Origin of the sequence: Clostridioides sp. ES-W-0018-02, from assembly GCF_020658175.1 — a bacterium.
GTDB lineage: Bacteria > Bacillota > Clostridia > Peptostreptococcales > Peptostreptococcaceae > Clostridioides.
In genome coordinates this window covers 415868-439593 of sequence record NZ_JACVVY010000001.1, presented here as the reverse complement: position 1 = coordinate 439593, position 23726 = coordinate 415868, and the positions used below count along the sequence as shown (strand labels likewise).

The 23726-nt window shown below is 27.0% G+C and carries 20 protein-coding genes and 1 riboswitch; of the genes, 1 reads left to right on the top strand and 19 read right to left on the bottom strand.

All coding sequences use genetic code 11. The features are described from left to right. Window positions 1-186 precede the first annotated feature (186 nt). From ftsH to IC219_RS02010, 19 genes are all read right to left on the bottom strand, one after another. Window positions 187-2004: an ATP-dependent zinc metalloprotease FtsH gene (gene ftsH, locus IC219_RS02100; protein WP_227831899.1), complete on the bottom strand. Its 1818-nt coding sequence runs from the start codon at window positions 2002-2004 to the stop codon at window positions 187-189. 30 nt (window positions 2005-2034) lie between these two features. Beyond that, window positions 2035-2478: a MarR family winged helix-turn-helix transcriptional regulator gene (locus IC219_RS02095; protein WP_227823867.1), complete on the bottom strand. Its 444-nt coding sequence runs from the start codon at window positions 2476-2478 to the stop codon at window positions 2035-2037. Between the two features lie 298 nt (window positions 2479-2776). Continuing rightward, window positions 2777-3409, bottom strand: a complete 633-nt coding sequence (locus IC219_RS02090) for a TetR/AcrR family transcriptional regulator (protein WP_227436059.1) — start codon at window positions 3407-3409, stop codon at window positions 2777-2779. 152 nt (window positions 3410-3561) lie between these two features. Continuing rightward, window positions 3562-4452 carry a homoserine O-succinyltransferase gene (locus tag IC219_RS02085; RefSeq protein ID WP_227483113.1) on the bottom strand — a complete coding sequence of 297 codons (891 nt, stop codon included), beginning with the start codon at window positions 4450-4452 and terminating at the stop codon, window positions 3562-3564. Between the two features lie 29 nt (window positions 4453-4481). After that, complete coding sequence (locus IC219_RS02080; RefSeq protein ID WP_227436055.1) at window positions 4482-5747, bottom strand: O-acetylhomoserine aminocarboxypropyltransferase/cysteine synthase family protein; 1266 nt, start codon at window positions 5745-5747, stop codon at window positions 4482-4484. A gap of 109 nt (window positions 5748-5856) precedes the next feature. Then, a riboswitch (SAM riboswitch) is annotated at window positions 5857-5959 on the bottom strand. Between the two features lie 53 nt (window positions 5960-6012). After that, window positions 6013-8670: a calcium-translocating P-type ATPase, PMCA-type gene (locus tag IC219_RS02075; protein WP_227831900.1), complete on the bottom strand. Its 2658-nt coding sequence runs from the start codon at window positions 8668-8670 to the stop codon at window positions 6013-6015. Window positions 8671-8799: 129 nt separating this feature from the next. After that, window positions 8800-9543 carry a peroxide stress protein YaaA gene (gene yaaA, locus IC219_RS02070; protein ID WP_227483115.1) on the bottom strand — a complete coding sequence of 248 codons (744 nt, stop codon included), beginning with the start codon at window positions 9541-9543 and terminating at the stop codon, window positions 8800-8802. Between the two features lie 15 nt (window positions 9544-9558). Beyond that, window positions 9559-10017, bottom strand: a complete 459-nt coding sequence (gene bcp, locus IC219_RS02065; RefSeq protein ID WP_227483116.1) for a thioredoxin-dependent thiol peroxidase — start codon at window positions 10015-10017, stop codon at window positions 9559-9561. A gap of 257 nt (window positions 10018-10274) precedes the next feature. Further along, window positions 10275-11972 carry an adenine deaminase gene (gene ade / locus IC219_RS02060; RefSeq protein WP_227831901.1) on the bottom strand — a complete coding sequence of 566 codons (1698 nt, stop codon included), beginning with the start codon at window positions 11970-11972 and terminating at the stop codon, window positions 10275-10277. A 294-nt stretch (window positions 11973-12266) separates the two neighbouring features. Beyond that, window positions 12267-13421 (bottom strand): putative manganese transporter, encoded by a 1155-nt coding sequence (locus IC219_RS02055; protein WP_227483118.1) that lies wholly within the window; start codon window positions 13419-13421, stop codon window positions 12267-12269. A 270-nt stretch (window positions 13422-13691) separates the two neighbouring features. After that, window positions 13692-14531 carry a 4-hydroxy-3-methylbut-2-enyl diphosphate reductase gene (locus tag IC219_RS02050; protein ID WP_227436045.1) on the bottom strand — a complete coding sequence of 280 codons (840 nt, stop codon included), beginning with the start codon at window positions 14529-14531 and terminating at the stop codon, window positions 13692-13694. 13 nt (window positions 14532-14544) lie between these two features. After that, the gene (locus IC219_RS02045; protein ID WP_227436043.1) at window positions 14545-15141 is read right to left on the bottom strand and encodes a lysophospholipid acyltransferase family protein; all 597 of its coding nucleotides are present in this window, start codon (window positions 15139-15141) and stop codon (window positions 14545-14547) included. Between the two features lie 51 nt (window positions 15142-15192). Then, entirely contained in the window at window positions 15193-15843 is a 651-nt protein-coding gene (gene cmk / locus IC219_RS02040) for a (d)CMP kinase (RefSeq protein ID WP_227436041.1), read from the bottom strand. Between the two features lie 48 nt (window positions 15844-15891). After that, window positions 15892-17145, bottom strand: coding sequence for an NAD(P)/FAD-dependent oxidoreductase (locus tag IC219_RS02035; RefSeq protein ID WP_227436030.1), 1254 nt, complete (start codon window positions 17143-17145; stop codon window positions 15892-15894). Window positions 17146-17169: 24 nt separating this feature from the next. Next, a complete protein-coding gene (locus IC219_RS02030; protein WP_227436028.1) occupies window positions 17170-17811 on the bottom strand; it encodes a histidine phosphatase family protein in 642 nt (213 codons plus the stop codon). Window positions 17812-18016: 205 nt separating this feature from the next. Continuing rightward, on the bottom strand, window positions 18017-18436 hold the full coding sequence (locus IC219_RS02025) for a DUF1653 domain-containing protein (protein ID WP_227483122.1): 420 nt from the start codon (window positions 18434-18436) through the stop codon (window positions 18017-18019). Between the two features lie 383 nt (window positions 18437-18819). Then, window positions 18820-19161, bottom strand: a complete 342-nt coding sequence (locus tag IC219_RS02020; RefSeq protein ID WP_227436024.1) for a LytTR family transcriptional regulator DNA-binding domain-containing protein — start codon at window positions 19159-19161, stop codon at window positions 18820-18822. A gap of 1129 nt (window positions 19162-20290) precedes the next feature. Next, window positions 20291-20959: a histidine kinase gene (locus IC219_RS02015; RefSeq protein ID WP_227483123.1), complete on the bottom strand. Its 669-nt coding sequence runs from the start codon at window positions 20957-20959 to the stop codon at window positions 20291-20293. A 530-nt stretch (window positions 20960-21489) separates the two neighbouring features. Further along, window positions 21490-21867, bottom strand: coding sequence for a BlaI/MecI/CopY family transcriptional regulator (locus IC219_RS02010; protein ID WP_227436021.1), 378 nt, complete (start codon window positions 21865-21867; stop codon window positions 21490-21492). 650 nt (window positions 21868-22517) lie between these two features. On the opposite strand from IC219_RS02010, the gene IC219_RS02005 reads away from it, so the two are divergent. Continuing rightward, window positions 22518-22991, top strand: a complete 474-nt coding sequence (locus tag IC219_RS02005; protein WP_227436019.1) for a DUF2798 domain-containing protein — start codon at window positions 22518-22520, stop codon at window positions 22989-22991. The last annotated feature ends 735 nt before the right edge of the window (window positions 22992-23726 follow it).

Sequence of the window (23726 nt, the reverse complement as noted above, 5' to 3'; positions counted from 1 at the left end):
TTAATTGTAAAATAAAAATGCCTATTATTTAGGCATTTTTATTTTTTACACAGTCATTTTTATCGATTCTCTTGTTTTGATTTATATAGATATTTATTTATATTTTATTGAAAATACATTAACATTTTTAAATATACAAATATATCTTTAAATAAAACTATTACTACAATCTTTATTTCAACATGGTTACTTTAAATTCAGTATTTCCATGAACTCATCACCTGTAATTGTCTCTTTTTCTAATAGATATTCAGCAAGTTCATGTAGTTTATCAATATTATTCGCTAAAATCTCAATTGCTTTTTTATGACAAGTCTTTACTATTCTAAATACTTCTTCATCAATTTTAGCTGCAGTATCTGAAGAACAAGCAAGAGAAGAGTCTCCTCCTAGGTACTGATTACTTACTGTTTCAAGAGCAACCATATCAAATTCCTCACTCATACCAAGACGAGTAACCATAGCTCTTGCAATCTTAGTAGCTTGCTCTATATCATTTGATGCACCTGATGTACAAGTATCAAAAATAACTTCTTCAGCAGCACGACCACCTGTAAAAGTAGTTATTTTATCAATGGCTTCCTCTTTGGACATAAGTACACTTTCATCTTCTGCAACTTGCATAGTATAACCCAATGCACCTGAAGTCCTAGGTATTATTGTAATTTTATGGACAGGTGCAGAATGTTTCTGCATTGCAGCAACAAGTGCATGACCTATTTCATGGTAAGCTATGATTTTCTTTTCTTTATCAGAAATCACAGCTCCTTTACGTTGATATCCTGCAATTACAGTCTCAACAGATTCCTCAAAATCTTGTTGCTCTACTACATCTCTGCCAGACTTAACTGCTAAAAGTGCTGCTTCATTTACAATATTTGCAAGTTCTGCTCCAGATGCACCTGATGTAGACCTAGCAATTGCATTATAATCTATATTTGAGTCTACATTTACATTTTTAGCATGTACCTTTAAGATAGCTTCTCGTCCTCCAAGGTCTGGAAGTTCAACTGGTATACGTCTATCAAATCGTCCTGGGCGAAGTAATGCTTTATCAAGACTATCAGGTCTATTCGTTGCAGCTAGTATTACTACACCTATTCCACCATCAAATCCATCCATTTCACTTAATAATTGATTTAAAGTTTGTTCACGTTCATCATTTCCGCCTATTCCACTTCCATTATCACGCTTTTTACCTATAGTATCAATTTCATCTATAAACACTATACATGGAGCTTTTTCTTTAGCTTGTTTAAATAAATCACGTATTCTAGATGCTCCCATACCTACAAACATCTCAACAAATTCAGAACCAGATATTGAGAAAAATGGTACATCTGCTTCACCTGCCACAGCTTTTGCAAGTAGTGTCTTTCCTGTTCCTGGAGGCCCTACTAAAAGTGCACCTTTTGGCATTTGTGCTCCTATTTTTTTGTATTTTTCTGGATTGTGTAAGAAATCTACTATCTCGCTTAGAGCTTCTTTTGCCTCATCTTGACCAGCTACATCATTAAATCTTTTTCCACTTTGAGCAGATACATACATTTTGGCATTACTCTTTCCAAATTGCATACTATTGCCACCCATTCGTTTTTGCATTGATTTCATCATTAAATTACCAAATAGCATAAGAATACCTATAGGTACTATCCATGTAAGTAAAATACTCAAAAGAGGTGAATTTTCTTTAGGAATAATCTTAGTAAATTCTACTTTTGCATCTTTTAATCTATCAACTAGTTCTGGGTCATCCATTCTACCAGTTATGTATATATTTTTATCCTTACTACTAGATGGGCTTATTGCAATTTTATTACTTTCTATTTCAACAGATTTAACCTTTCCTGAATCTAACATTGTAAGAAATTTTCCATAATCAATCTCAACCATTTTTTTATCCATTAGACTTGGAAATATTAAAGCATTTAAAAACATTACTACTATTATTATTATTGTATAATAATAGAGTATTGACCTCTTTTGTGGTTTGTGTTCATCCATAATTTTGTTCTCCTTTAAATTAATTTTATGTTATTTGCAATCAATATGAGTTAAAAGCTTATTTAATTTTTCTAAGCCCTCTATTATATCTTCCATATCTTGCAATTTTTCACTAGTCATATTTTCAAAATAGTCATCAAAAATACTACTTGAAATATTTTCTTGTATATCCAGCGATTTTTCTGTAACTTTAACTTTTACAATTCGTTGGTCTTCTTTATCTCTTATACGATTTAAAAATCCATTTTTTTCGAGTCTTTGACATATTACTGACACATTGCTATTTGTCATATTCAAATTTTTACCTAAATCACTTATTTTTTTCTCTCCATGTTCACATAGTTCTGATAAAATCAAAGCTTGTACTGCTGTAATCCCAAGTGGTTGATAGAACTGACTTAATGAAGTTGTAAATTTGATATTTATATCTCTAGTTAATTCTAGCAGTGCTTTTTTAAAACTTATCTCATCCATATAAATTCTCCCTGTAAAAATACTTTATTTTACTAATATTTTTAACTTTAAATTCAAAAATATTTTATAAATAATCCTTAACACTATAAATATTTAATGTATTAAATATTATAGTATTAAGGATTTATTGTCAATAACAATATTGTAACTTCAGTTATAAATAGTTTATCTTATCTTATTGAAATTTTTGAATAAGATATTTTTAATAAAAAATCGATGTATTTATTTTACACCGATTCCTCTCATTTTAATCTTATTCAAAAATAAAAATCTAAAGTTATTTACTATTACAATAAATTTAATCTTCTGTTAACATATTATATACAAAATCAAAACTTCCTTTATGTGCTCCCAAGGTCGTTTCCATAATACAAACAAATGCCTTTGCTTTTTGCAGTATTTCATCATTGTCCCAATCAAACATGCCTTTATCAAATATACACTCAGAAGAAACAAGTAAAAACTCTATTGTCTCTTTTGGATATTTTGTATTGAATACACCTTCTCTTATACCTTGTTCTACTACCTCTGTTAATATAGGTGTAAAATTTAAAATAGTTTTGACTATTGTCTTTTGATGCATCTCAGCATTGTTGGGTTGTTGAAATTGGTTAATCACTTTTTCTTTACTTCCTCCAACTTTAGGTCTTTGAGATATTAATATCTGAAAGAACTTTTCAATAACTGGAATATCTGGATTTGAAGCAATTTCTTTCAACATCTTTATATCATTATCTATAATTCTAGTTATAATTTCATCCATTACCTCTTCTTTAGATTTAAAATAGTAATAAAATGTTCCTTTTGCAATTCCAATCTCATTTAAAATATCATTTACAGTAGTTTTTGTATAACCTTTAGTACAAAAAAGCATTTCAGCTGTATCAAGTATTTCATTTTTACGTTCTTCAGGGTCTTTTATAATTCTCATATACTTTCTCCTTTCAATAGACCAACAGTCGGTTTAGTTTTATTATATAAAACTACTTTTATAATGTCAATTTTATAAAATAAAAATAAGGTATAAAGAAGTATGATAATTACTTTTATACCTTATAGATTCTCATATTTTTTAGTTGCGTTTTATATTATTAGATAGTTTTTTATCCAATTTCTAAACAAAAGTTCTGAATGCTTTTTCCATTTAACAGTTGGTTCTTTTGAAGGATCATCATTTATATAATAATTTTTAGGTATTGAGATTTTATCACCTCTATCTACATCTCTTTTATATTCTTTATCTAAAGTGTATTTATCATACTCACTGTGACCCATTACAAATACATCTCTTGAATTTGTAATTATATAAGGACCAGCTTCTTTAGAATGGCTTACAATGCTCAATTCATCATTATTTTTCAAAGTTTCAATATTTACAGTAGTGTGTCTTGAATGTGGAGCAAAAAACTCTTTTTCAAATCCATCTACTATCTTACTATTTTTATCCACTTCATGCTTAAATACTCCAAAACATTTTTGACTTAATGGAAGTTTTTTTACATTGTAGTATTTGTAAAGACCTGCTTGAGCTGCCCAACATATATATAATGTAGATTTAGCCTTTCTTTTAGAATAATCCATAATATCTTTTAGTTCATCCCAATAATCAACTTCTTCAAACTCCATTTGTTCAACTGGAGCTCCTGTTATTATAAAACCATCAAAAGATTCTTTTTTTGCTTCATCAAATGTTTTATAAAAATTCTTAACATATTCATTACAACTTCTTTTACTCTCTCTTGTTGAGATTTTAATAAATTCTACAGATACATTAAAACCTGTCTTGTCTATTCTTCTAAGTAAATCTAACTCTGTATCTATTTTTATTGGCATTAGATTTAATATAGCTATTTTAGTATCTATATTTTCTTTGTATTCTAAATCTTTATTAAAGTCTTCTTTACAAATTACATCTATTCCTTCATCTAATAATTTATTAATAACAGGTAGTCCCTTTGGTAGTATTAAAGCCATATCTTTTCACTTCTCTTTCTCTTATACTATTAGAAATTTAAAGCTTGATTTAAATCAGCTATTAAATCCTCTACATTTTCTATTCCAACAGATAATCTTATTAGGGAAGGTAATACTCCAGACGCAATTAATTGTTCTTCTGTTAATTGTCTGTGAGTAGTTGAAGCTGGATGTATAACACAAGTTCTTACATCTGATACATGAGTTACTAATGCTGCTATTTGTAGTTTTTCCACAAATTTTTTAGCATTTTCAAGTCCTCCTTTTACTCCAAATGATAAAACTCCACTACATCCTTTTGATAGATATTTCTTGGCATTTCCATAATACTTATTATTTTCAAGCCCTGGATAGTTAATCCAATCTACATTTTTATGTTTTTCTAAAAACTCAGCTATCTTAAGTGCATTTTCACTATGTCTCTCCATTCTAAGATGTAGTGTTTCAATATTTAAATTAGTAAGATATGCGTTAAATGGACTCAGGCAATTTCCATAGTCTCTAAGTAATTGAACTCTTGTTTTAGTAGCATATGCAGCATTGCCAAACTTCTCAGTATAACTTATTCCATGATATGTTGGGTCTGGCTCAACTAATTCTGGAAATTTCCCATTGTCCCAGTTAAAATTTCCACCATCTACTATAATTCCACCAACACTTGAAGCATGGCCATCTAAGTATTTTGTAGTAGAATGAGTGACTATGTTTGCTCCATATTTTAGCGGATTACAAAGTACTGGTGATGCTAATGAGTTATCAACTATAAATGGAACATTAATTCTTTTAGCTACATTTGCTATTTTTTCAAAATCTATAACTTCAAGAGTTGGATTTGCAAGTGTTTCTGCAAATACAACTTTAGTATTTTCATTTGCAAGTTCTACTATTTCATCTTCGCTTGCATCTAAATCAAATGATATTAAATCTATTCCAAATTTTTTAAGACTAGGCCCTAATAAATTAAATGTTCCTCCATATACTTTTGAAGAACAAAGTATACTATCTCCAGATTTACATATATTTAAAACTGCTAACATATTTGCAGATTGACCTGATGATACAGCAACAGATGATACTCCTCCCTCTAACAAACTTATCTTTTCTTCAAAAGCTTGAACTGTAGGATTACTTATTCTGGAATACATATGACCATCAGCTTTTAAATCAAATAAGTCAGCAAGTTGGTCTATACTACTATATTTAAAAGTTGTACTTTGATATAAAGGTAAAACTCTTGGTTCTCCATTTCCTGGCTTATAATTTCCTTGCACACATATTGTTTCTTTGTTATACATTTTTGTATCCCCCTTAGATTTTAATTAAGAAAATTAAACTATTTGTCAGATGAGATTTAAAATAAATAAAGCCTGAGTATATAACTCAGGCTCTGTATAAGCTTAATTATACTCATCTCTCAGCTTTCGCCGCAGGATTTAGCACCAATGTATATAAATATACTGGTTGCCGGGTTTCATAGGGCCAGTCCCTCCACCTCTCTGGATAAGATTTATTTAATTTTTCTATGTTTTATATCTTATATTTTTTTCCTAATTTTGTCAACTATTTTTCATATAATTTTCTTTTAAGAAATTTTCCAACCTCTACTTGCACTACAGACATTATAGCTAAAATCACTGTTACAAGCCACTGTAAGCTATTTAAAACAGTTAAATTAAATGCATCTCTAAAATTAGGGACAAATAATATAACTGCCATAAGCAAAGCAGAAGTTAAAAATGAGATTAAAAGAAATGGGTTTTTAGCACTATTTCTAGTAAACATAGAATCTGTATTTGAACGCTGGCTAAATGCACGCAACATTTGTGAAAATGCTAATACACAGAATGCCATTGTTTGACCTACAGTATGGTTTCCTATATTAAGACCAATTTTATATGCTAAAATGGTCATTATTGCTACAAATATCCCCTGAGTAATAACTCTTTGTACAAGGTTTTTTTCAAACAAACTTTCTGATTTAACAGGCTGATGCTTCATTATATTTCTACTTGGTGGGTCAACTCCAAGAGCAAGAGCTGGAAGAGTTGCTGTTGCAAGGTTTACCCATAGAATATGCACAGCAAGAAGTGGAGTATCCCAGTTTAACAATATTGCAACAAATAGTGTAAGTATCTCTGCTATATTTCCAACAAGCAAGAATTGTATAACCTTTTGTATATTTCTATATACACGTCTACCTTCTTTTATTGCATATGCAATTGTGGTAAAACTATCATCCATTAAAATCATATCTGAAGAATCTTTTGCCACATCTGTACCACTTATACCCATAGCTATACCAATATCAGCAGACTTTAATGCAGGGGAGTCATTTACCCCATCTCCAGTCATTGCTGGTACTTCTCCAATTCTTTTTAGAGACTGTATAATTCTAAGTTTATCAAATGGTGATACACGAGCAAATACTGTCACATTTTTAACAGCTTTATCAAGTTCATCATCACTTAAATTATCAAGTTCATCACCAGATATAACAGTATTTCCTTCATTCCAAATTCCAAGTTCATGAGCTATTGTTGTGGCAGTGACTTTATGGTCACCTGTTATCATTATGGTTCTTATGCCCGCTTCTTTACAAGTTTTTACTGCATCAGTTACCTCGGTTCTTGGTGGGTCAATCATACCAACCATACCAATAAATGTCAAATCATATTCTATGTTTTCACTATCTTCCTTTGGTATCGATAGAATTTCACGCTTAGCAAAACCAAGTACACGTAATGCATCTTTAGACATAGTAAGACATAATTCGTGTATGTTTTTTTTGTCCATCTCTGTAATGTTTCTTTCACCTTTTGATGTTAATATTTTGGTACATAAATGGAGAAGTTCATCCACTGCACCTTTAGTATATGCTGTGATTTTTCCATCTATATCATGAACAGTTGTCATACATTTTCTGTCAGAATCAAAAGGTTGCTCAAATACACGTGGATATTTCTCTTCAAGAGCTTCTTGATCTATTCCAAATTTATTAGCCATAAAAATCAATGAACCTTCTGTTGGATCACCTAATATTTCATCTTTTTTATCTGGATTTATACATGCATCGTTACAAAGTGCACCAGCATAAACAAGCTCTTTATATACTAGTGGATGTTTCTCAGACGCAGTATCTATTGATGTTACTTTTCCAGATTCAAAATCGCCATTTACAGCAATATGTGTAACAGTCATTTTATTTAAGGTTAATGTACCAGTTTTATCACAACATATTACTGTAGCTCCTCCTAATGTTTCAACTGCTGGCAACTTTCTAATCAAAGCGTTTCTTTTAGCCATACGTTGCACACCTAGAGCCATTACAATGGTTGCTGTTGCAGGTAATCCCTCTGGAATGATTGATATAGCAAGTGAAATTGCAATCATAAACATTGGTAAGAGAGGTCTCTGATAAAATGCACCTATTGCAAATATAATAACGCATACAATAATACCTATAACACTTAATGTTTTTCCAACAGTATTAAGTTTACGTTTTATAGGAGTATCAAAATCATTTTGTGAATCTAAAAGATGTGCTATATTACCTACTTCTGTGTCCATCCCAGTTGCAACTACAACACCTACACCTCTACCATATGTGACAATTGAAGACGTATAGGCCATATTACTACGGTCTCCTAATACACATTCTTCAGGTAAAATGCCATCTGAATCTTTTTCTGATGGGACAGACTCTCCTGTTAAAGAAGCTTCTTGAATTTTTAAACTAGATGTATCTATTAAACGAATGTCTGCTGGAATCATCGCTCCATCTTCTAAAAAAACAATATCTCCTATTACAAGATTACTTGCTTGAATAACATTTTCTTCACCATCACGTATAACACGTGCTGTAGGTGAATTCATATTTTTTAGTGCTTCCAATGATGATTCTGCTTTTTTTTCTTGAACAATACCAATAACTGCATTTACTGTTACAATTATTAGAATTACAAAAGCTTCTGTAAATTCTCCAAATGCTAAAGATAATACTGATGCACCTATTAGTATCAATACCATAGCATCTGTAACTTGGGTCCAAAGCATTTGTAAAACTGTTCTAGGTGGTCTTTTTCTCAGTTCATTTAAACCATACTCTTTAATCCTGTTTTCCGCCTCGGTATCGGTGAGCCCCTCCTCTGATGAGTCTAAACTCTCTAATACTTCATGTGTTGCCATCGAATGCCAAGGCATCTGTTTGTGATTTTCCATTTTGGAAGATCACTCCTTTCTTTTTTTGATTTAAGAATAATTATATTTTAAAATCCAATTCAATTCAATACTCAGTAATTATATTTTACCTAAATTTAACAATTCAATTTAAAGTCTATATAAAAATATCTACTCTTTTACAAACACATACTCCTTATTATTAGATAAATCTTCTTGATATTTATACCCTTCTAAGTTAAACTTTTTTAAGTCGTTAATATCTTCTATTTTATTTTTAACAATATATTTTACCATCATTCCTCTAGCTTTCTTTGCTTGTGTAGATTCGACTTTTAACATATTATTTTTATTTATTTTAAAATTACATGTTACATATGTATGATTGTCATCAATAAATTTTTCCACAGTTTTGCTGTATTCACTTGATGCAAGATTGACAATAGCTGTATTTTCTTTGTTTAATTCGTTATATATACTGTCTCCCCAATATTCATATAAATTTTTAAATTCTCTTATCTGTAACTTTGTCTGCATTTCTAATCTGTATTCATATATACTATCATAGGGTTTTACGACCCCATACAATCCACTTATGATTCTAATACAACTATTTGCAAATTCCTCATCTTGCTTTGTAAAATTCTCTGCTTCTATATTTTTATATTGTATTCCAGCATAAGTTAAGATTGCAGGAGTACCTAAACTGTCAAATTTAAAATTATCAAATCTACTCTTGTTTAATATAGCTAATTTTTCGTTGATTTTCATTTTACTTTTGAAATCCTCTACACTAAAGGTTTTTATATTCTTTGATATTTCTTTTGCTTTATCTATGAAACAGGGCAAGCTTAAATCTCTATCAAATTCTTGTACATTCTTCATATTTTTAGCTGGTGATAACATTATGATCATAAATTTCTACTACTCCTATTTTTCCAAATATTCAAGAATCTCTTGTGCATTTGTATCTGGTTTTGCTTTTTCAAAAACTTTTTCAATAATTCCACTTTCATCTACAATATAAGTTGCACGAACAACTCCTAAAGCAGTTTTCCCATACATTTTTTTCTCTTTCCACACATCAAAAGCCTTAATAGTAGTTAAATCTGGGTCAGAAAGTAAAATAAAAGGAAGCTCATGCTTTTCTGCAAATTTTTGATGTGATTTAATACTATCTTTACTTATCCCAATAACTGGTATATCATTATTTCTAAATCCTTCATATGCGTTCCTAAATGCACATGCCTGACGTGTGCATCCTGGTGTATTATCTTTAGGATAAAAATATATTACCACTTTTTTCCCCTTAAAATCAGACATACTGACTTTATTTCCATCTTTATCTTCTAATGTAAATTCTGGTGCTTTTGTACCTATACTTAACATAAATATCTCTCCTTTTGTTTTTAATCAATAATTTATACTATATTTATATTACTACCCTATATTTCTGTATATAAATAAAATATTTTACTTTTTATATAGAAATTTTCATGAATATGTAAATCTTATATACTGAAAATTTCAAGCTTTATTTGATTAGAACATTTAAACTGGAATTTATGTTAAGTAATTAAAATAAGCAGGATTTAATTTATGTATTAAATCCTGCCTATTTATTTTTATTCTTCTAATACTCTAATCTATATAAATTTAAATTCTTCTACATCAAACAGACCTAAATCAGTAAGTCTTATTTTTGGAATAACAGGAAGAGCCATAAATGAAAGTGTAATAAAAGGGTCTACATACTTTGGAACTCCCATTTTTCTTGCTATTTTTAACATATTATCAGTTGTTTCTTGCACTTCATCTGCTGGAAGAGTACTAATTAATCCAGCTACTTTAAGACTTAAGTGAGCAAGTACTTTTCCATTTGATACAATTACATAGCCACCCTGTATATCTCTCAAGTAATTTACTGCAACTATAATATCATCATCATTATCTCCTGCAACTATGATATTATGTGAATCATGAGCTACAGTAGTTGCTATTGCTCCATTTTTTATGCCAAACCCTTTTAATGGTGCAACTGATATGTTTCCAGTCATTCTGTGTCTCTCAACAACACAAAGCTTTGAATATTCTTCATTTGGATTGAAATATCCATTTTTGTTTGGTATAGATTCAAATAATTTATTTGTCAGAATTTGATATGGTACAATTTCCATTACATAATTTTTTTCATTTGACTTTAATTGTATTTTTTCTCTATCAACGTCTTTAAATTTGACTGTATTGAGTAAATCTTTATCCTTAATTTCATAATTATAATCAGAAAAAATTCCCTCATCTATCAATTTACCATCTTTATAAACACTACCTACCTCCATGTTTTCTAAATTGTTTAAAACAACAATATCCGCTTTATACCCAGCACCTATTGCTCCAATTCTATTTAGACCATATGCTCTTGCTGAATTGTAAGTTGCAATTTTAATAGCTTTAATTGGCTCCATACCCAAATCGATTGCACACTTTATATTCCATCTTATATGACCTTGTTTTTCTATATCATCCAAATGTTTATCATCTGTACAAAACATAAATTCTTCAATTGGTAAGTTGTGTTTCAATAATCCCTTTATTATGGCTTCTAAGTTTTTTGCTGCACTTCCTTCTCTTATAAAAATTTTTAAACCTGCTCTTAATTTTTCATACACTTCATTAAAAGTTATACATTCATGGTCATTTTTTATTCCTGCACATACATATGCTTGAAGTGACTTCCCACTTATATTTGGTGCATGCCCATCTGCAATTTTATCTTTAAAAGCCTCTAATTTATCTAAAATTTCCTCTTCCGCAGATATAACATCATTAAAACACATTACCTCTCCTAATCCTAAGATTCTAGGATTATTTATGTAAGCATCCATATCTTTTGCACTAAAATTTCCTATTCCATTAGTTTCAAATCTTGTTGCAGGGACAGATGATGGTAGCATAATATATACATTTAAGGGTATTTCTTTTGTTGATTCTAGTAAAAAGTCTATTGCACTTGCTCCTTTTACATTGACTAGTTCATGAGGGTCAGCTATAACAGTTGTTGTACCTGACTTTAGTAATTTTTTTGATAATTCAATTGGCATTACCATTGTAGATTCAATATGCATATGTGCATCAATAAAACCAGGTGATAAGTATTTACCACTACAATCAATCTCTATTTTACCACTATATTCGCCGATTCCAACAATTGTATCATCTACTATTGCTACATCTCCTACTATTAATTCTTCTGTGAATACATTTATAATTGTTCCATTTTTAAGTACAATATCAGCTTTATCTCTTCCACTTGCAACATCACACTTTTTTTTCAAATTGCTCATTTTTACAACTCCTCTTAAATTTTTTATATCAATATACTTGTTGTATCATATATTATAGTTTGATTTATTAATATATATTATATATGAGTTTCAATAAAAAGTATTGATTGAAATTTATTCCATAGCTTATTAAATTAAACAAAAATAACATAAGAAACAATAATATTATTTCTCATGTTATTTATAAATATTTTAATTATATTAAATTTTATTTTTTATATTTTTAATACTTGTTACTATATCCATAGTATAGATTTATGTATTTTTATCATTTATATTAAAATCTACTTTCAATTAACCTAAAAAAGCATAAACTATAATTCCTACGATTATAGCTGGTATAGTAGTAATAATCATAGCCCATAAGGAAGATTTTTTATCCATTGCTAAAAGCGGAAAAAGTGCATCTCCATCTTGAGATATTGAATTAGCTATTACTGCACCAAGTGGTATAGTTCCTTTCAAGTAAAATGACATAAGTACAATTTGTATACCGCACCCTGGAATAAGTCCAAGACCTGCACCTATAAATACACTAATTACACCTGTTGATAAAACTAAATTAACTAAGTATTCATCTCCACCTAAAACCAATATTATCAAATCGTAAATAAGATATGCAATAAAAATCCATGTAATAACAAATGAAATTTCACCTACAGAATGTATAAGCATTTCTCTTAGGGAAATTTTCTTATTTTCTTCCTCTTTTTGATTAGAATTTTTAAATACCTTTTTAAAACACCACATATAAACTATTGAGAATAGTATTCCTATAACTGCTATTGCTTCTTCTAGTGAATGTAATTTTTCAATAATAGGAAGATTTATTCCAGAATGAGCAAGAGACATAAATATAAAACCTATTAATACAATTCCTATATAAATTTTGTACCCTTTACCATGTGTTATTATAAATGCAAGTCTATTTGTATTTCCATGAGATTTAGCTAAATTATCCAAAATTATATCATCATGATTATGCGATTCTTCATTATCTTTATGGTAATTTTTATCTGTATTATGTTTTTCTGATTTTCCATATTTATTTAATTTCAATTTTTCTTCTAACTTAAAATAATCTACTAGTTGTCCTGTTATTACTCCTGTAATTGTACTAACTATAGTCACAAAAAAATACATTTTAATATTTGATGAAATAAGTATAAATGCAGCATCTCCCATACTTGCTATTAAGCTTGCAATGATTGCTCCAAAGCTTAGTTTTCCACTTATATATAATGGCATTATTGCCAAACTCCCACCACAACCTGGTATAGCTCCTATCAAAGCTCCTATTAAAGGTTGATATTTTCTATTTTTTGATATAATATTAGTAAAATTACCACTAGTTTTATAGTTTATATATCCAAATAGCAAAATAAAAAATCCAATCATAGAACCCACATGTAAAAATGCTTCTTCAGAAGCAGATATTAACATTTCCATTAATTTACCTCCTATATTAATTTCGCAATAATTATATTATATTTCATTTATTATTGATAATCAATATCATTATATCTTTTAAATTTCTAATATTAAAAAGTGCATATCTTATATTGTTAATTTCTTGCATATTAAGATACACACTTTCTGATATTAGGTTATCTAGTTGCCATATGTAATTTTATATTATAATATAAAATTACATATAGATATTACAACAAATTTTATATATTATACCGATATTACACATTTTTTCATCGTTTACTATATTTATAAATTTTCAATAAATGTTATTACTTCCTCTATAATCCAATCTGGTGTAGATGCTCCTGCTGTCACTCCTAAAGTTTTATACTTCTTAAGCATATTTACATCCAATTCGTCTTTAGTTTCTATTGCAAAAGTTGGAACTAAATCTTCACAAACTTTTACTAACTTTTGAGTATTAGAGCTGTGTTTTCCACCTATAACTATCATACAATCAACTTCTCCTGCTAATGCTTTAGCTGCTTCTTGTCTAGTTTTTGTGGCTGAACAGATTGTATCATTAAATACTATATTTTCTAGTTTATCAGCTAATTTATTAACTATATTTGAATATAAATCTGGATTTATTGTTGTCTGTGCAACAACACAATATTGTTTTGAATTATCAAATTCCATATTCTCCATTTGCTCTACAGCTTTTATTATTATTGCTGAGTTTTCGCACCATCCATTTATACCTATCACTTCTGGATGTTTCATATCTCCAATAACTATTATTTCATAACCCTTATTATGATACTCACTCACTACTGTATGTATTTTCTTTACAAATGGACATGTAGTATCTACAATTTTAAGTTTTTTATTTTTAGCTTCTTTGTATACTTTCTCAGGAACTCCATGAGATCTTATTATCATATTTTCATAATCTGGTATTATATCGATTTCATCTACAGTTTTAAGACCTTTTTGTTCATATCTTGCTACTGCTTGCTTGTTATGAATAAGAGGTCCTAAAGCATATATTCCAGAATCATTTTTCTCTACTTCATCCCATGCCATTTTCATTGCTCTCTTTACTCCAAAGCAAAATCCTGCATTTTTTGCTATTTTAACATTCACAAAATCCCCCCCCTTATTTTGAATATTTAAAGTAATTCTGTTTTATTATTTCTAAAACTTCTTGCGACATTCTTTCATGGTCATCATTACTTAACTTTTCTTTAAAATGTTCTTCAAATGATATTGGCTCTCCAAAGTACACAATTACTTTACTAAAAGGTTTATACTTAGATATTATCGATACTGGTACAACCTTAGATTTACTCTTTATTGTAAATAGAGAAAGACCTGCCTTAGCTTTGCCAAAGTTGTCTCCTTTAATTCTTGTTCCTTCTGGAAATATTCCTAATATATAACCATCTCTAATTGACCTTAAAATAGTTTTTATAGTGGATACATCTGGCTTTTCTCTATTTATAGGCATAACATGCAATTTTTTTAATATAAAACCTAGTGGTTTCACTTTAAATAATTCTTGTTTTGCAATAGCTGCTATCTCTCTATTCTTTATAGCTGCAGCTAAAAATACAGGGTCAAGATTTGATTTATGATTTGAAGCCACCACTATATTTCCTCTGTCTGGTATATTTTCGGCACCTATAACTTCATATTTAAAAAACACTTTAGAAAAACATCTAAAAATATTTATTGCAAATCTATAAAAATTCACGTTTATCTCCCTTCAATACTACATTATATTTTCATTTTAGATAAATTGAGCTTAAAAACTTATCTTAGATACAACTTCTTGTACAACCTGATCTATAGTCTTTCCTGTTGTATCTATTTCTAGTGCATCCTCAGCTTTTACTAGTGGTGCAAATTCTCTATTTGAATCAATTTCATCTCTCTTTACTATATCCTCAATTACTTCTTTTAAAGTAGTATTATATCCTTTATTGCAAAGTTCTTTATAACGTCTACTTCCTCTTTCTTCTGGTGTAGCTACTAAAAAGAATTTATAATCTGCATTTGGAAAAACATATGAACCTATATCTCTACCATCTAATATTACTGAACTTTTTGTTCCAATTTTTCGTTGAACTTCAACCATCAACTTTCTTACTTCTTTTATCTTAGCTACATTGGAAACATTATTGCTTACTTCTATTGTTCTTATTTCATTATTTATAATTTTTTGGTCTAAGTATATGTTATTATTTTCAAAATCTATATCTGAATTTTTAGCTATTTTAATAACCTCTTTTTCATTATTAACATCAATATTATTTTTTAAACACTTATAAGTAACAGCTCTATACATAGCACCTGTATCTATATAATTTATATTTAGTTTTTCTGATACTATCTTAGCTATTGTACTTTTACCAGCCCCTGCTGGTCCATCCACAGCTATAATCAAATTACTCATACCTACACCTCTATTTTATTTATATTTAATAATCGACTTATCAAAAACTTATACACTAATCCCTGCAAGATATCCAGTTGAAAATGCTATTTGTAAATTATATCCACCAGTTTCTGCATCTACATCTATCACCTCACCTGTAAAAAATAAATCCTTTATTAACTTAGACTCCATTGTAGAAGAATTAATTTCTTTAACTGAAATACCACCAGAAGTAACCATTCCAGTGTTTATCCCTGTAGTTCCATTACAAGTTAGTTTCATATTTTTTATATACTCAATAATTTTAATCTCATCAGCCTTAGATAAATCATTTGCTTTTTTATCACTTAAAGATAATATAGAAAGAATTTCTTTTAAGAAGTTTTGAGGTAATATCTGTTTAAGATTATTTAAGATATTTTTATTTGGAAATTCTCTAATTATATTAGAAATTTCATTGACATCTAAGTTTGGTAAAAAATCTATATTTAATTCTATCTTATCTTTTTCAATAATCTTGTTGATATAAGAAGAGATTATAAGTACACAAGGACCTGTTATCCCAAAATGTGCAAATAGCATGTCTCCTGATTTTGATATTTTCTTTTTCTTAATCTTACAAGATATTTCTACATTTCTCATAGATATTCCTTGCAAAGCTTTAATCCATTTTTCTTCTATTGTAAGTGGTGCTAAAGCAGGATATAGTTTATTTAATGTATGTCCATGATTTTGAAGAACCTTATACATTGAACCATCTGAACCTGTTTTTGAATAACTAACTCCTCCAGTTGATATAATGACTTTATCTCCTAATATCTTATCCCCATTATCTAAAATGACACCTTTTATTGAATAATTTGTTTTATTATTGTTATGGTCATCTTGTTCAGTAATTTCTTCAGTTATAATATCCACAACTTTTTTATTATACATTATCTTTACATTATGATTAATTAAGTCCTTATTTAATAATTCTATTACTTCTATAGATTTATCATTCTTAGTATAGACTTTGTGGTCATTTTCTTCTTCAATCTTATATTCTAAATTTTTACTTTCAAGGTACGATATAAGATTTTTATTTGTAAATGTATAAAAGCTACTGTATAGAAATTTTTTATTGTTCACAACCTTATCAAAAAAATCTTCTATCTCTCTATTGTTGGTAAAGTTACATCTACCTCCACCAGTTGCTCTTAACTTTCTCCCTAACTCTCCATTTCTTTCAATCAATATTACTTCATTATTATTTTTCGAAGCTGACAAGGCTGCCATCATGCCAGATGGACCTCCACCAACCACTATAACTTTACTCATAAACTTCTCCTTATAATTTGATACTTACTCAAGTGCAGAATTATTTATTTTTACATGATTTTTTATATGACTTGTATCATTCATCTTTATTACTACTGGACCATAATCTTTAAACTCTACTATATTTAAAGCAGTATTATCTTGCTTAATTCTGTATATATTTTCCATACCTGACTCTAAGAATGATAGTAACATAACCCTCAATGTAATTGAATGTGTAACAAGAACTATATTTTTATCATTGTATTTTTCATTTAATTCCTTTATAAAAGTATCCACTCTTTCTTTTATAATTTTAAGAGTTTCTCCTTCTGGTATATTTACTAAATGTGGCTCATTTCTCCATGTTGAATATATATCTGAATAGTCTTTTTGAATTTCTTTTATTAAAAGACCTTCCCAAACTCCAAATCCCATTTCTCTAAGTGCTTCAGTTTTTTGTACTTCAATATTGAGCTTATCACCTAAAATTTGAGCTGTTTGCATTGCTCTTCCTAAATCACTACTAAAAATATAATCAATCGAATACTTACCAATATCTTCAGAAAGTTCTCTTGCTTGTTCTATCCCTTGTGGTGTAAGGTCAGAGTTACCATGACCTTGTGTTTTTCCTAATAAGTTCCAGTCTGTTTGTCCATGTCTTACTATATAAAAAGTATTTCCCATATTTCCTCCTAATATATCTGTCTATTTTTTATTAAATATAAATTGTCACTTCTCAAACTTTAATTATACCATATAATAGTTTACTATGTTTCTATTTTATAACTTAATCTAATATATCCTTCTTAGCTCATACTATTTATATTTACCACAATTTATTATATAATAACAGGTTTTTTCTCAACTTATAAAAAATAATCATCATATTTTATTTATAAAATTCTTCAAATCTATATTCTTGAATTGGATTAAAATACCTATCTCTATCTACTTTTGATAAAAACATATCTAATGGCCTTGCAAATATTCCTGTATCATCATATAGAGTTTTATATAAAACCAAATTATTATTATCTTTTTCTTTTTTATGATAAAAACTTCCATTCATGTCTATATATATATAAATATTTTCATCTAGCTCAGTATGCTTAACATCTAGCTTATACCTAATTTTGTTTTTAGTTGAACCTTTTTCATTGTATGTTTCACAGATTTTTTCTATATCATTATTATCAATGGCTTTGCTCAATCCCATTGTAGCATAATATTTTCCTTTAAAATGCTTATAAATACAAGGACATTTTAATTTTCTTTCATCAATGTTTAGACTATTTTTTGGTTTATCCATTTTACTATCCTCTCCTATATGTATTTTTTAAAAAATATGCTTTATCTTATTATTTTTTATTTTAAAATAAATTTACAAACTAAGTTATTTAAACTTTTTCAAAATACAGCAATTTTTAATATTCAAATTATATATTATAATTTGTCTAATATTTTTACACATCATATAATATATTTAGTTGTTTATGAATTTAATTTTTATTTATATAAATATATTCTACTTTTCTTATTATGTAGTTATATAAAATCATATAGTTATATAAAACTTATCCTATATTTTATTTATTAAAAGCAATGCTTGTCTTATATTTTATCATAATTTAAAGTTTATTAATAATACAATAAAATAAATAAAGAGGCTGTATAAAATACAGCCTCTCAAAGTTAATATTTATAATCATATAATTTTTCTAACTTCTTTTCTAATTTCTTTTTTCTATCTAAACCTAAAACTCTTATAAAATTATTTCCTACAAAAATACAATTATTGCTGAGATAAAATTCACACTTATCTAAATTTACAATATAACTGTTACTGCATTTGAAAAAATTTTCTTCTTTCAGTAGTTTTCTTACACTAGAAGAATTTTCTCCAATATAATAAGTTCCATTTTCTGTATAAATTTTTGATTCATACTCTTGCTTTTCTATGTACAAAATTTCTTTAATGTTAATTGAAAAACGTTTATCTTCGTATTCAATATTAATAAAACATTCCTCTTTCATTACCATCCCTCCAAGTATTCTTATTAATTTAATTTTAGTGTTTTTTATCAATATAATCTATCGGAAATATATGTAAGATTAGTCTATTTGAGATATTTATAAAGTTATTTTTGATACTGACCTACAGACTCTTTTTTTAACATTAATTTTTAAAGTTAAAATAGCTTATTATAAATAACATCAGTAATTATAAATACATATTTCTTTAATAAAATAACTTTTCAATAAAATTGTGTAAAATTATACATATAAAAGTAAATATTGACTTTTATATGTATAATTTAAAAAATTAAGATTTAATTATGAATTTGTTAAAATAATTTTATACTTCTTAATTATCAATTAAAATCTCAATAGACATATTATAAATATATATGTATATTTATGTATTTCTTTTTTGATATTCTGTTACTCCCTCAAGTTATATCTAAGCAAATTTAATAATATAATCTTTTTACTATAAAAACTTGATAAAAGTGTTCCCATATATTTTACACATACATTTCATTTTTTCAAAAAAACAATGAAGTTCATATTTGTAAATTTTTTTAATTTCTGTTGAAAGAATTCGAACATTTGCTTGTTCTGAACTAGAAGCAAATGGAAAACGTAAAACACCTTGCAGAGTAACTGGAGTCTGTTCAGAGTGTTTTTCACTTGAGTACATGTGTTGCAATATAGTTGTTACACATATGTCTAGATATAAAAAACGCATAAAAGTGATTTTGGTTGATACATAGCTAGGATGTTAATATTACATTTTTTTATATTTACTAATATCTCTCCTTACAAAATAGGCATTTCTTGAAGTTATTAAAAAATCTATAAGTAATTTTACAAATGTTACATGGTATAGTTATAGACATAAAAAAACAGTCTATATGTTAAAATAAACTGCTCTATAAACTAAAACTTGATAATTTTTTAAATATTATCAGTTCTTCTACCATACAACTTGAGAATACATTTATGTAATCTTACTTATGTCACTAATACGCTCATTTTAGAAAGTCTTAGCATAATCAACTTTATCTACTTCACCAGATAATTCAATTTTCAATCTTTTAAAACAAATAAGCTATAATATATCAATTAGAAATATATACTAAGCTATTTTTATATGTATTAATTAATTTATTATATTATCTTTTTTCTCTTTAATTTTAAGTATTATACGTATTAATGCAAATATTGAGATATTGGATAATATCAATAGTAAAACTATTGCTAGAAAGACAACTCTTCTTTCAGGAGAAATCTTTATAAGATTAATAATATAATCGTAAAGTATAAAAAATGATAATAAATTTGCTATCATTGGAACACATATATACAATTCTTTTTTACTAATTTTAAAATTAGTACAAGAAATTTTATAAATGTATAATAATATAATTAAAATCAATTTGCCAAAAAAGATAGCTTCATACCTGTATAAATTTCCACTAAGTAAAATATTCATATTATCTAAATTGTTCATTGAAACTACTAATAGCATACTCAATGCATTTATACCTATTAACACCATCCAATAAAAAAACAAAACCACTAAACATTTATATATATTGACCTTATAATTAGACTTATAAAAAATAAAAGTTATAAGAATACATATCCATATTCTATCATTAGCTCCTACATTTATATAAAAAGAACCGATAATAAGAAAAATAGAAAATAAGAAAGATATATTTAGTTTCATTAAATTAGTTTTTACTTTACTTGTATAATCAAAAACTTTCTTGCATGCCCATATCTCTATAATAGAAGAAACAATTGTTATAAACGTGTCTAACATAATAACTCCCCAAAAATAATTAATTTATATCTTCACAATAAAATATACCATTAAAAATACATACTAATTATAACATAAAATGGCACTTAAATTTGATATTATCACTTAATGATTTTAATAATAGTATAAAATCAACTAACGAAATATTAACCACTAAATTGTTAACATTACAATTAGAAAATATAAAAATTATTTCCTCATTTTATTTTAATTATGCTCAAAAATATAAGTTGACTCTAAGAACAATTAGAAACAATTAAGGAAGTTTGATATGATTAAATAAAATAACGGCTTGAATTAAGGAAAAGTAATGAATTAAAAAATTATTTTTAAAGCTAAAAGCATGGAGAACTAAAATAGGTGGTATCATTTAACTTGATACCACTTACTTTAATTATTAATAGGTATTTTATTGAATTTACGCCTATTAATCATCAATTTATAAATAGTTGGTAACTTATTAAATAATACCAATATAGATTTTTGTATATATCTATCTATTAAAAACTTAAACATATAAATACATATATTTATTCATCCTTTAAATTTTTAAAATGATTTTCAAATAAATCTAATGCATCTTTGTCAATCACTTCATCTTCATGTAATGCTGAAAGTAAACTTTGTAAAGAATTATCATGTATATTACTTAAAAAATCTTTTGTCTCAACATTCAAATATTCTTTGTGACCAACAACTATCGTATAATGAGTATATCTATCTATTTTTTCTGCATTCAAGAAATGCTTTTTAACAAGTCTTGATAAAAGTGTCAATGTTGTTGTTTGTTTCCATCCATATTTTTGTTCCATAGCTTCAATAGTTTCTTTTGATGTTACTGTATCATTTTTCTCCCAAATAAACTTCATAACTTTTAACTCTGCTTGTGGTATTTTTGAAATTGTCATAGCCTTACGCCCCTCTCAAACTTTTATTAAATTAATACTATCGCAATATAGTTTTTAAGTCAAAGATTTTGTCGATAATAATATTTTCCAATTTTTTCCATAATTTATTTCTTGCTATAATTCTATAACAAATTACATAAGTAATGATTATTCTACATAATAAATTTAAGTACATAAATAAGATATAGATTATCAAAGAAATAAAAATTTAAATTTTCTTATTGATTCATATATTAGAGACCATATATATCATAGACATGTTTATATTTCCTATTTTTGTAGAGAAATGATTTCAAAAAACTAAAAGTGTATTTGTATTTAATTTTTGGGAATATTCTTCTTAAGATTAATTTAGATTTCAATAATATGTCTATTTTTAAGTTAAAGTTTTTTTTAAATCTTTGATTTATTCTATCTTATTTTAGACAATATAAAATAGTAATTTTCATAAACTGTAACTTAATTTATAATAACTATTCTAATTACTTATCCTCTTAAAATCATATCCTATATTTAAATTTAATTTTTCATTATATCAAAATAATTTTCAATTAAATAAAAAAATGAAAAATAAAAAAAATTACTTACACTAAAATTTTTCTTAATGTATAATCCTAATATAAATAAATTAAATTGGGAGGTAAATAAGTATGCCACAAAATAAAAAAGAAAGTTTGATATTCACAGTGCTTATGTGTGCTTTTATGGTATTTTTTATGAGTATCTATAATATCTCTTTACATGAAGGTCTTTCATCAGAAACTGTAAAAAATGCTTGGATGGGGTTTCCGCTAGCCTATGTAGTAGGTATGATTTTTGATTGGTTTATTGTTTCTAAAATTGCTAAAAAAATTGCATTTTGCATTGTAAATCCACAAAGTAAACAAATTGCAAAGGCCATTGTTATATCAAGTTGTATGGTATGTGGGATGGTTATATGTATGTCTTTATTTGGAGCCATTGAATCAGTTGGTTTCTCTAGCACAACCTTATTTGTATGGGCTGTTAATATACTCAACAACTTTATCATTGCATTGCCGTTGCAACTACTAATTGCAGGCCCTTTAGTGAGATTTGTTTTTAGGAGATTATTTCCTGAAGGAACAATTGTAGACTGTTTATAATTCACAAAACTACATAAAACTTTATACTATAAGTATGTTTATCCTAAAGCAAACTACTACACTATACAATAATTTTTAATTAATGGCAAAATAAATTTATTACCAAATTTATTTTGCCAGCAAATTTATTCTTAATCGTATTTTAGATTTATGAAATACTATTCAAATTCATTTAATTTATTTACATCTAATTTTTCATCTTTTCTATTTATTAAAACTGAAATTAAAATCTTAAGTTAAATTTTATGTATGTTCTTTATAAATCTTTTTATTTCAAATTTTTGATATTTCTTTTGCTAACATTTTATAAAATTTACATTTATCTCTTTTTTAACCATCAAAAGATATTATTTTATAGATAATTTATTAATATAATTTCTGTTCTTAATAATTGTTCTAGTAATATTTCTTATTTTTCACATTCTCTTCAAGGTCACTCATTCCAATGTATTTTTTACTTTGTATAATCAAGTGAAGATTTTATTATATAGTAGATTTCCAGTACTTCTATACTTCCACCCTTCTAAAAATAAAGTATACTTATCATAATCGATCAGTACTAGTTAATCAATAATATAGGAGGATGTTGTATGATCAAATTAAATACTTTTATGAATGTTTTAATAGGTACTTTCAATAATTCTGAACAACATGAGGGATTACAAAATAGATGACTCAAATGGAAAAACAAACTTTGTATATAATTATATGTAAAAGAAAATAATAAGTTTTTAT

Excerpts from the sequence above, each read along its gene's own strand:
- IC219_RS02075 (WP_227831900.1), bottom strand. The coding sequence starts at position 8,670 with ATGGAAAATCACAAACAGATGCCTTGGCATTCGATGGCAACACATGAA.
- IC219_RS02020 (WP_227436024.1), bottom strand. The coding sequence starts at position 19,161 with ATGAAAGAGGAATGTTTTATTAATATTGAATACGAAGATAAACGTTTT.
- IC219_RS02090 (WP_227436059.1), bottom strand. The coding sequence starts at position 3,409 with ATGAGAATTATAAAAGACCCTGAAGAACGTAAAAATGAAATACTTGAT.
- IC219_RS02005 (WP_227436019.1), top strand. The coding sequence starts at position 22,518 with ATGCCACAAAATAAAAAAGAAAGTTTGATATTCACAGTGCTTATGTGT.
- IC219_RS02080 (WP_227436055.1), bottom strand. The coding sequence starts at position 5,747 with ATGTATAACAAAGAAACAATATGTGTGCAAGGAAATTATAAGCCAGGA.
- IC219_RS02055 (WP_227483118.1), bottom strand. The coding sequence starts at position 13,421 with ATGGAAATGTTAATATCTGCTTCTGAAGAAGCATTTTTACATGTGGGT.
- IC219_RS02010 (WP_227436021.1), bottom strand. The coding sequence starts at position 21,867 with ATGACAATTTCAAAAATACCACAAGCAGAGTTAAAAGTTATGAAGTTT.
- bcp (WP_227483116.1), bottom strand. The coding sequence starts at position 10,017 with ATGTTAAGTATAGGTACAAAAGCACCAGAATTTACATTAGAAGATAAA.
- IC219_RS02015 (WP_227483123.1), bottom strand. The coding sequence starts at position 20,959 with ATGTTAGACACGTTTATAACAATTGTTTCTTCTATTATAGAGATATGG.
- yaaA (WP_227483115.1), bottom strand. The coding sequence starts at position 9,543 with ATGATCATAATGTTATCACCAGCTAAAAATATGAAGAATGTACAAGAA.
- IC219_RS02025 (WP_227483122.1), bottom strand. The coding sequence starts at position 18,436 with ATGGATAAACCAAAAAATAGTCTAAACATTGATGAAAGAAAATTAAAA.
- IC219_RS02035 (WP_227436030.1), bottom strand. The coding sequence starts at position 17,145 with ATGAGTAAAGTTATAGTGGTTGGTGGAGGTCCATCTGGCATGATGGCA.
- ftsH (WP_227831899.1), bottom strand. The coding sequence starts at position 2,004 with ATGGATGAACACAAACCACAAAAGAGGTCAATACTCTATTATTATACA.
- IC219_RS02095 (WP_227823867.1), bottom strand. The coding sequence starts at position 2,478 with ATGGATGAGATAAGTTTTAAAAAAGCACTGCTAGAATTAACTAGAGAT.
- cmk (WP_227436041.1), bottom strand. The coding sequence starts at position 15,843 with ATGAGTAATTTGATTATAGCTGTGGATGGACCAGCAGGGGCTGGTAAA.
- IC219_RS02085 (WP_227483113.1), bottom strand. The coding sequence starts at position 4,452 with ATGGCTTTAATACTACCAAAGGGACTACCTGTTATTAATAAATTATTA.
- IC219_RS02030 (WP_227436028.1), bottom strand. The coding sequence starts at position 17,811 with ATGGGAAATACTTTTTATATAGTAAGACATGGACAAACAGACTGGAAC.
- ade (WP_227831901.1), bottom strand. The coding sequence starts at position 11,972 with ATGAGCAATTTGAAAAAAAAGTGTGATGTTGCAAGTGGAAGAGATAAA.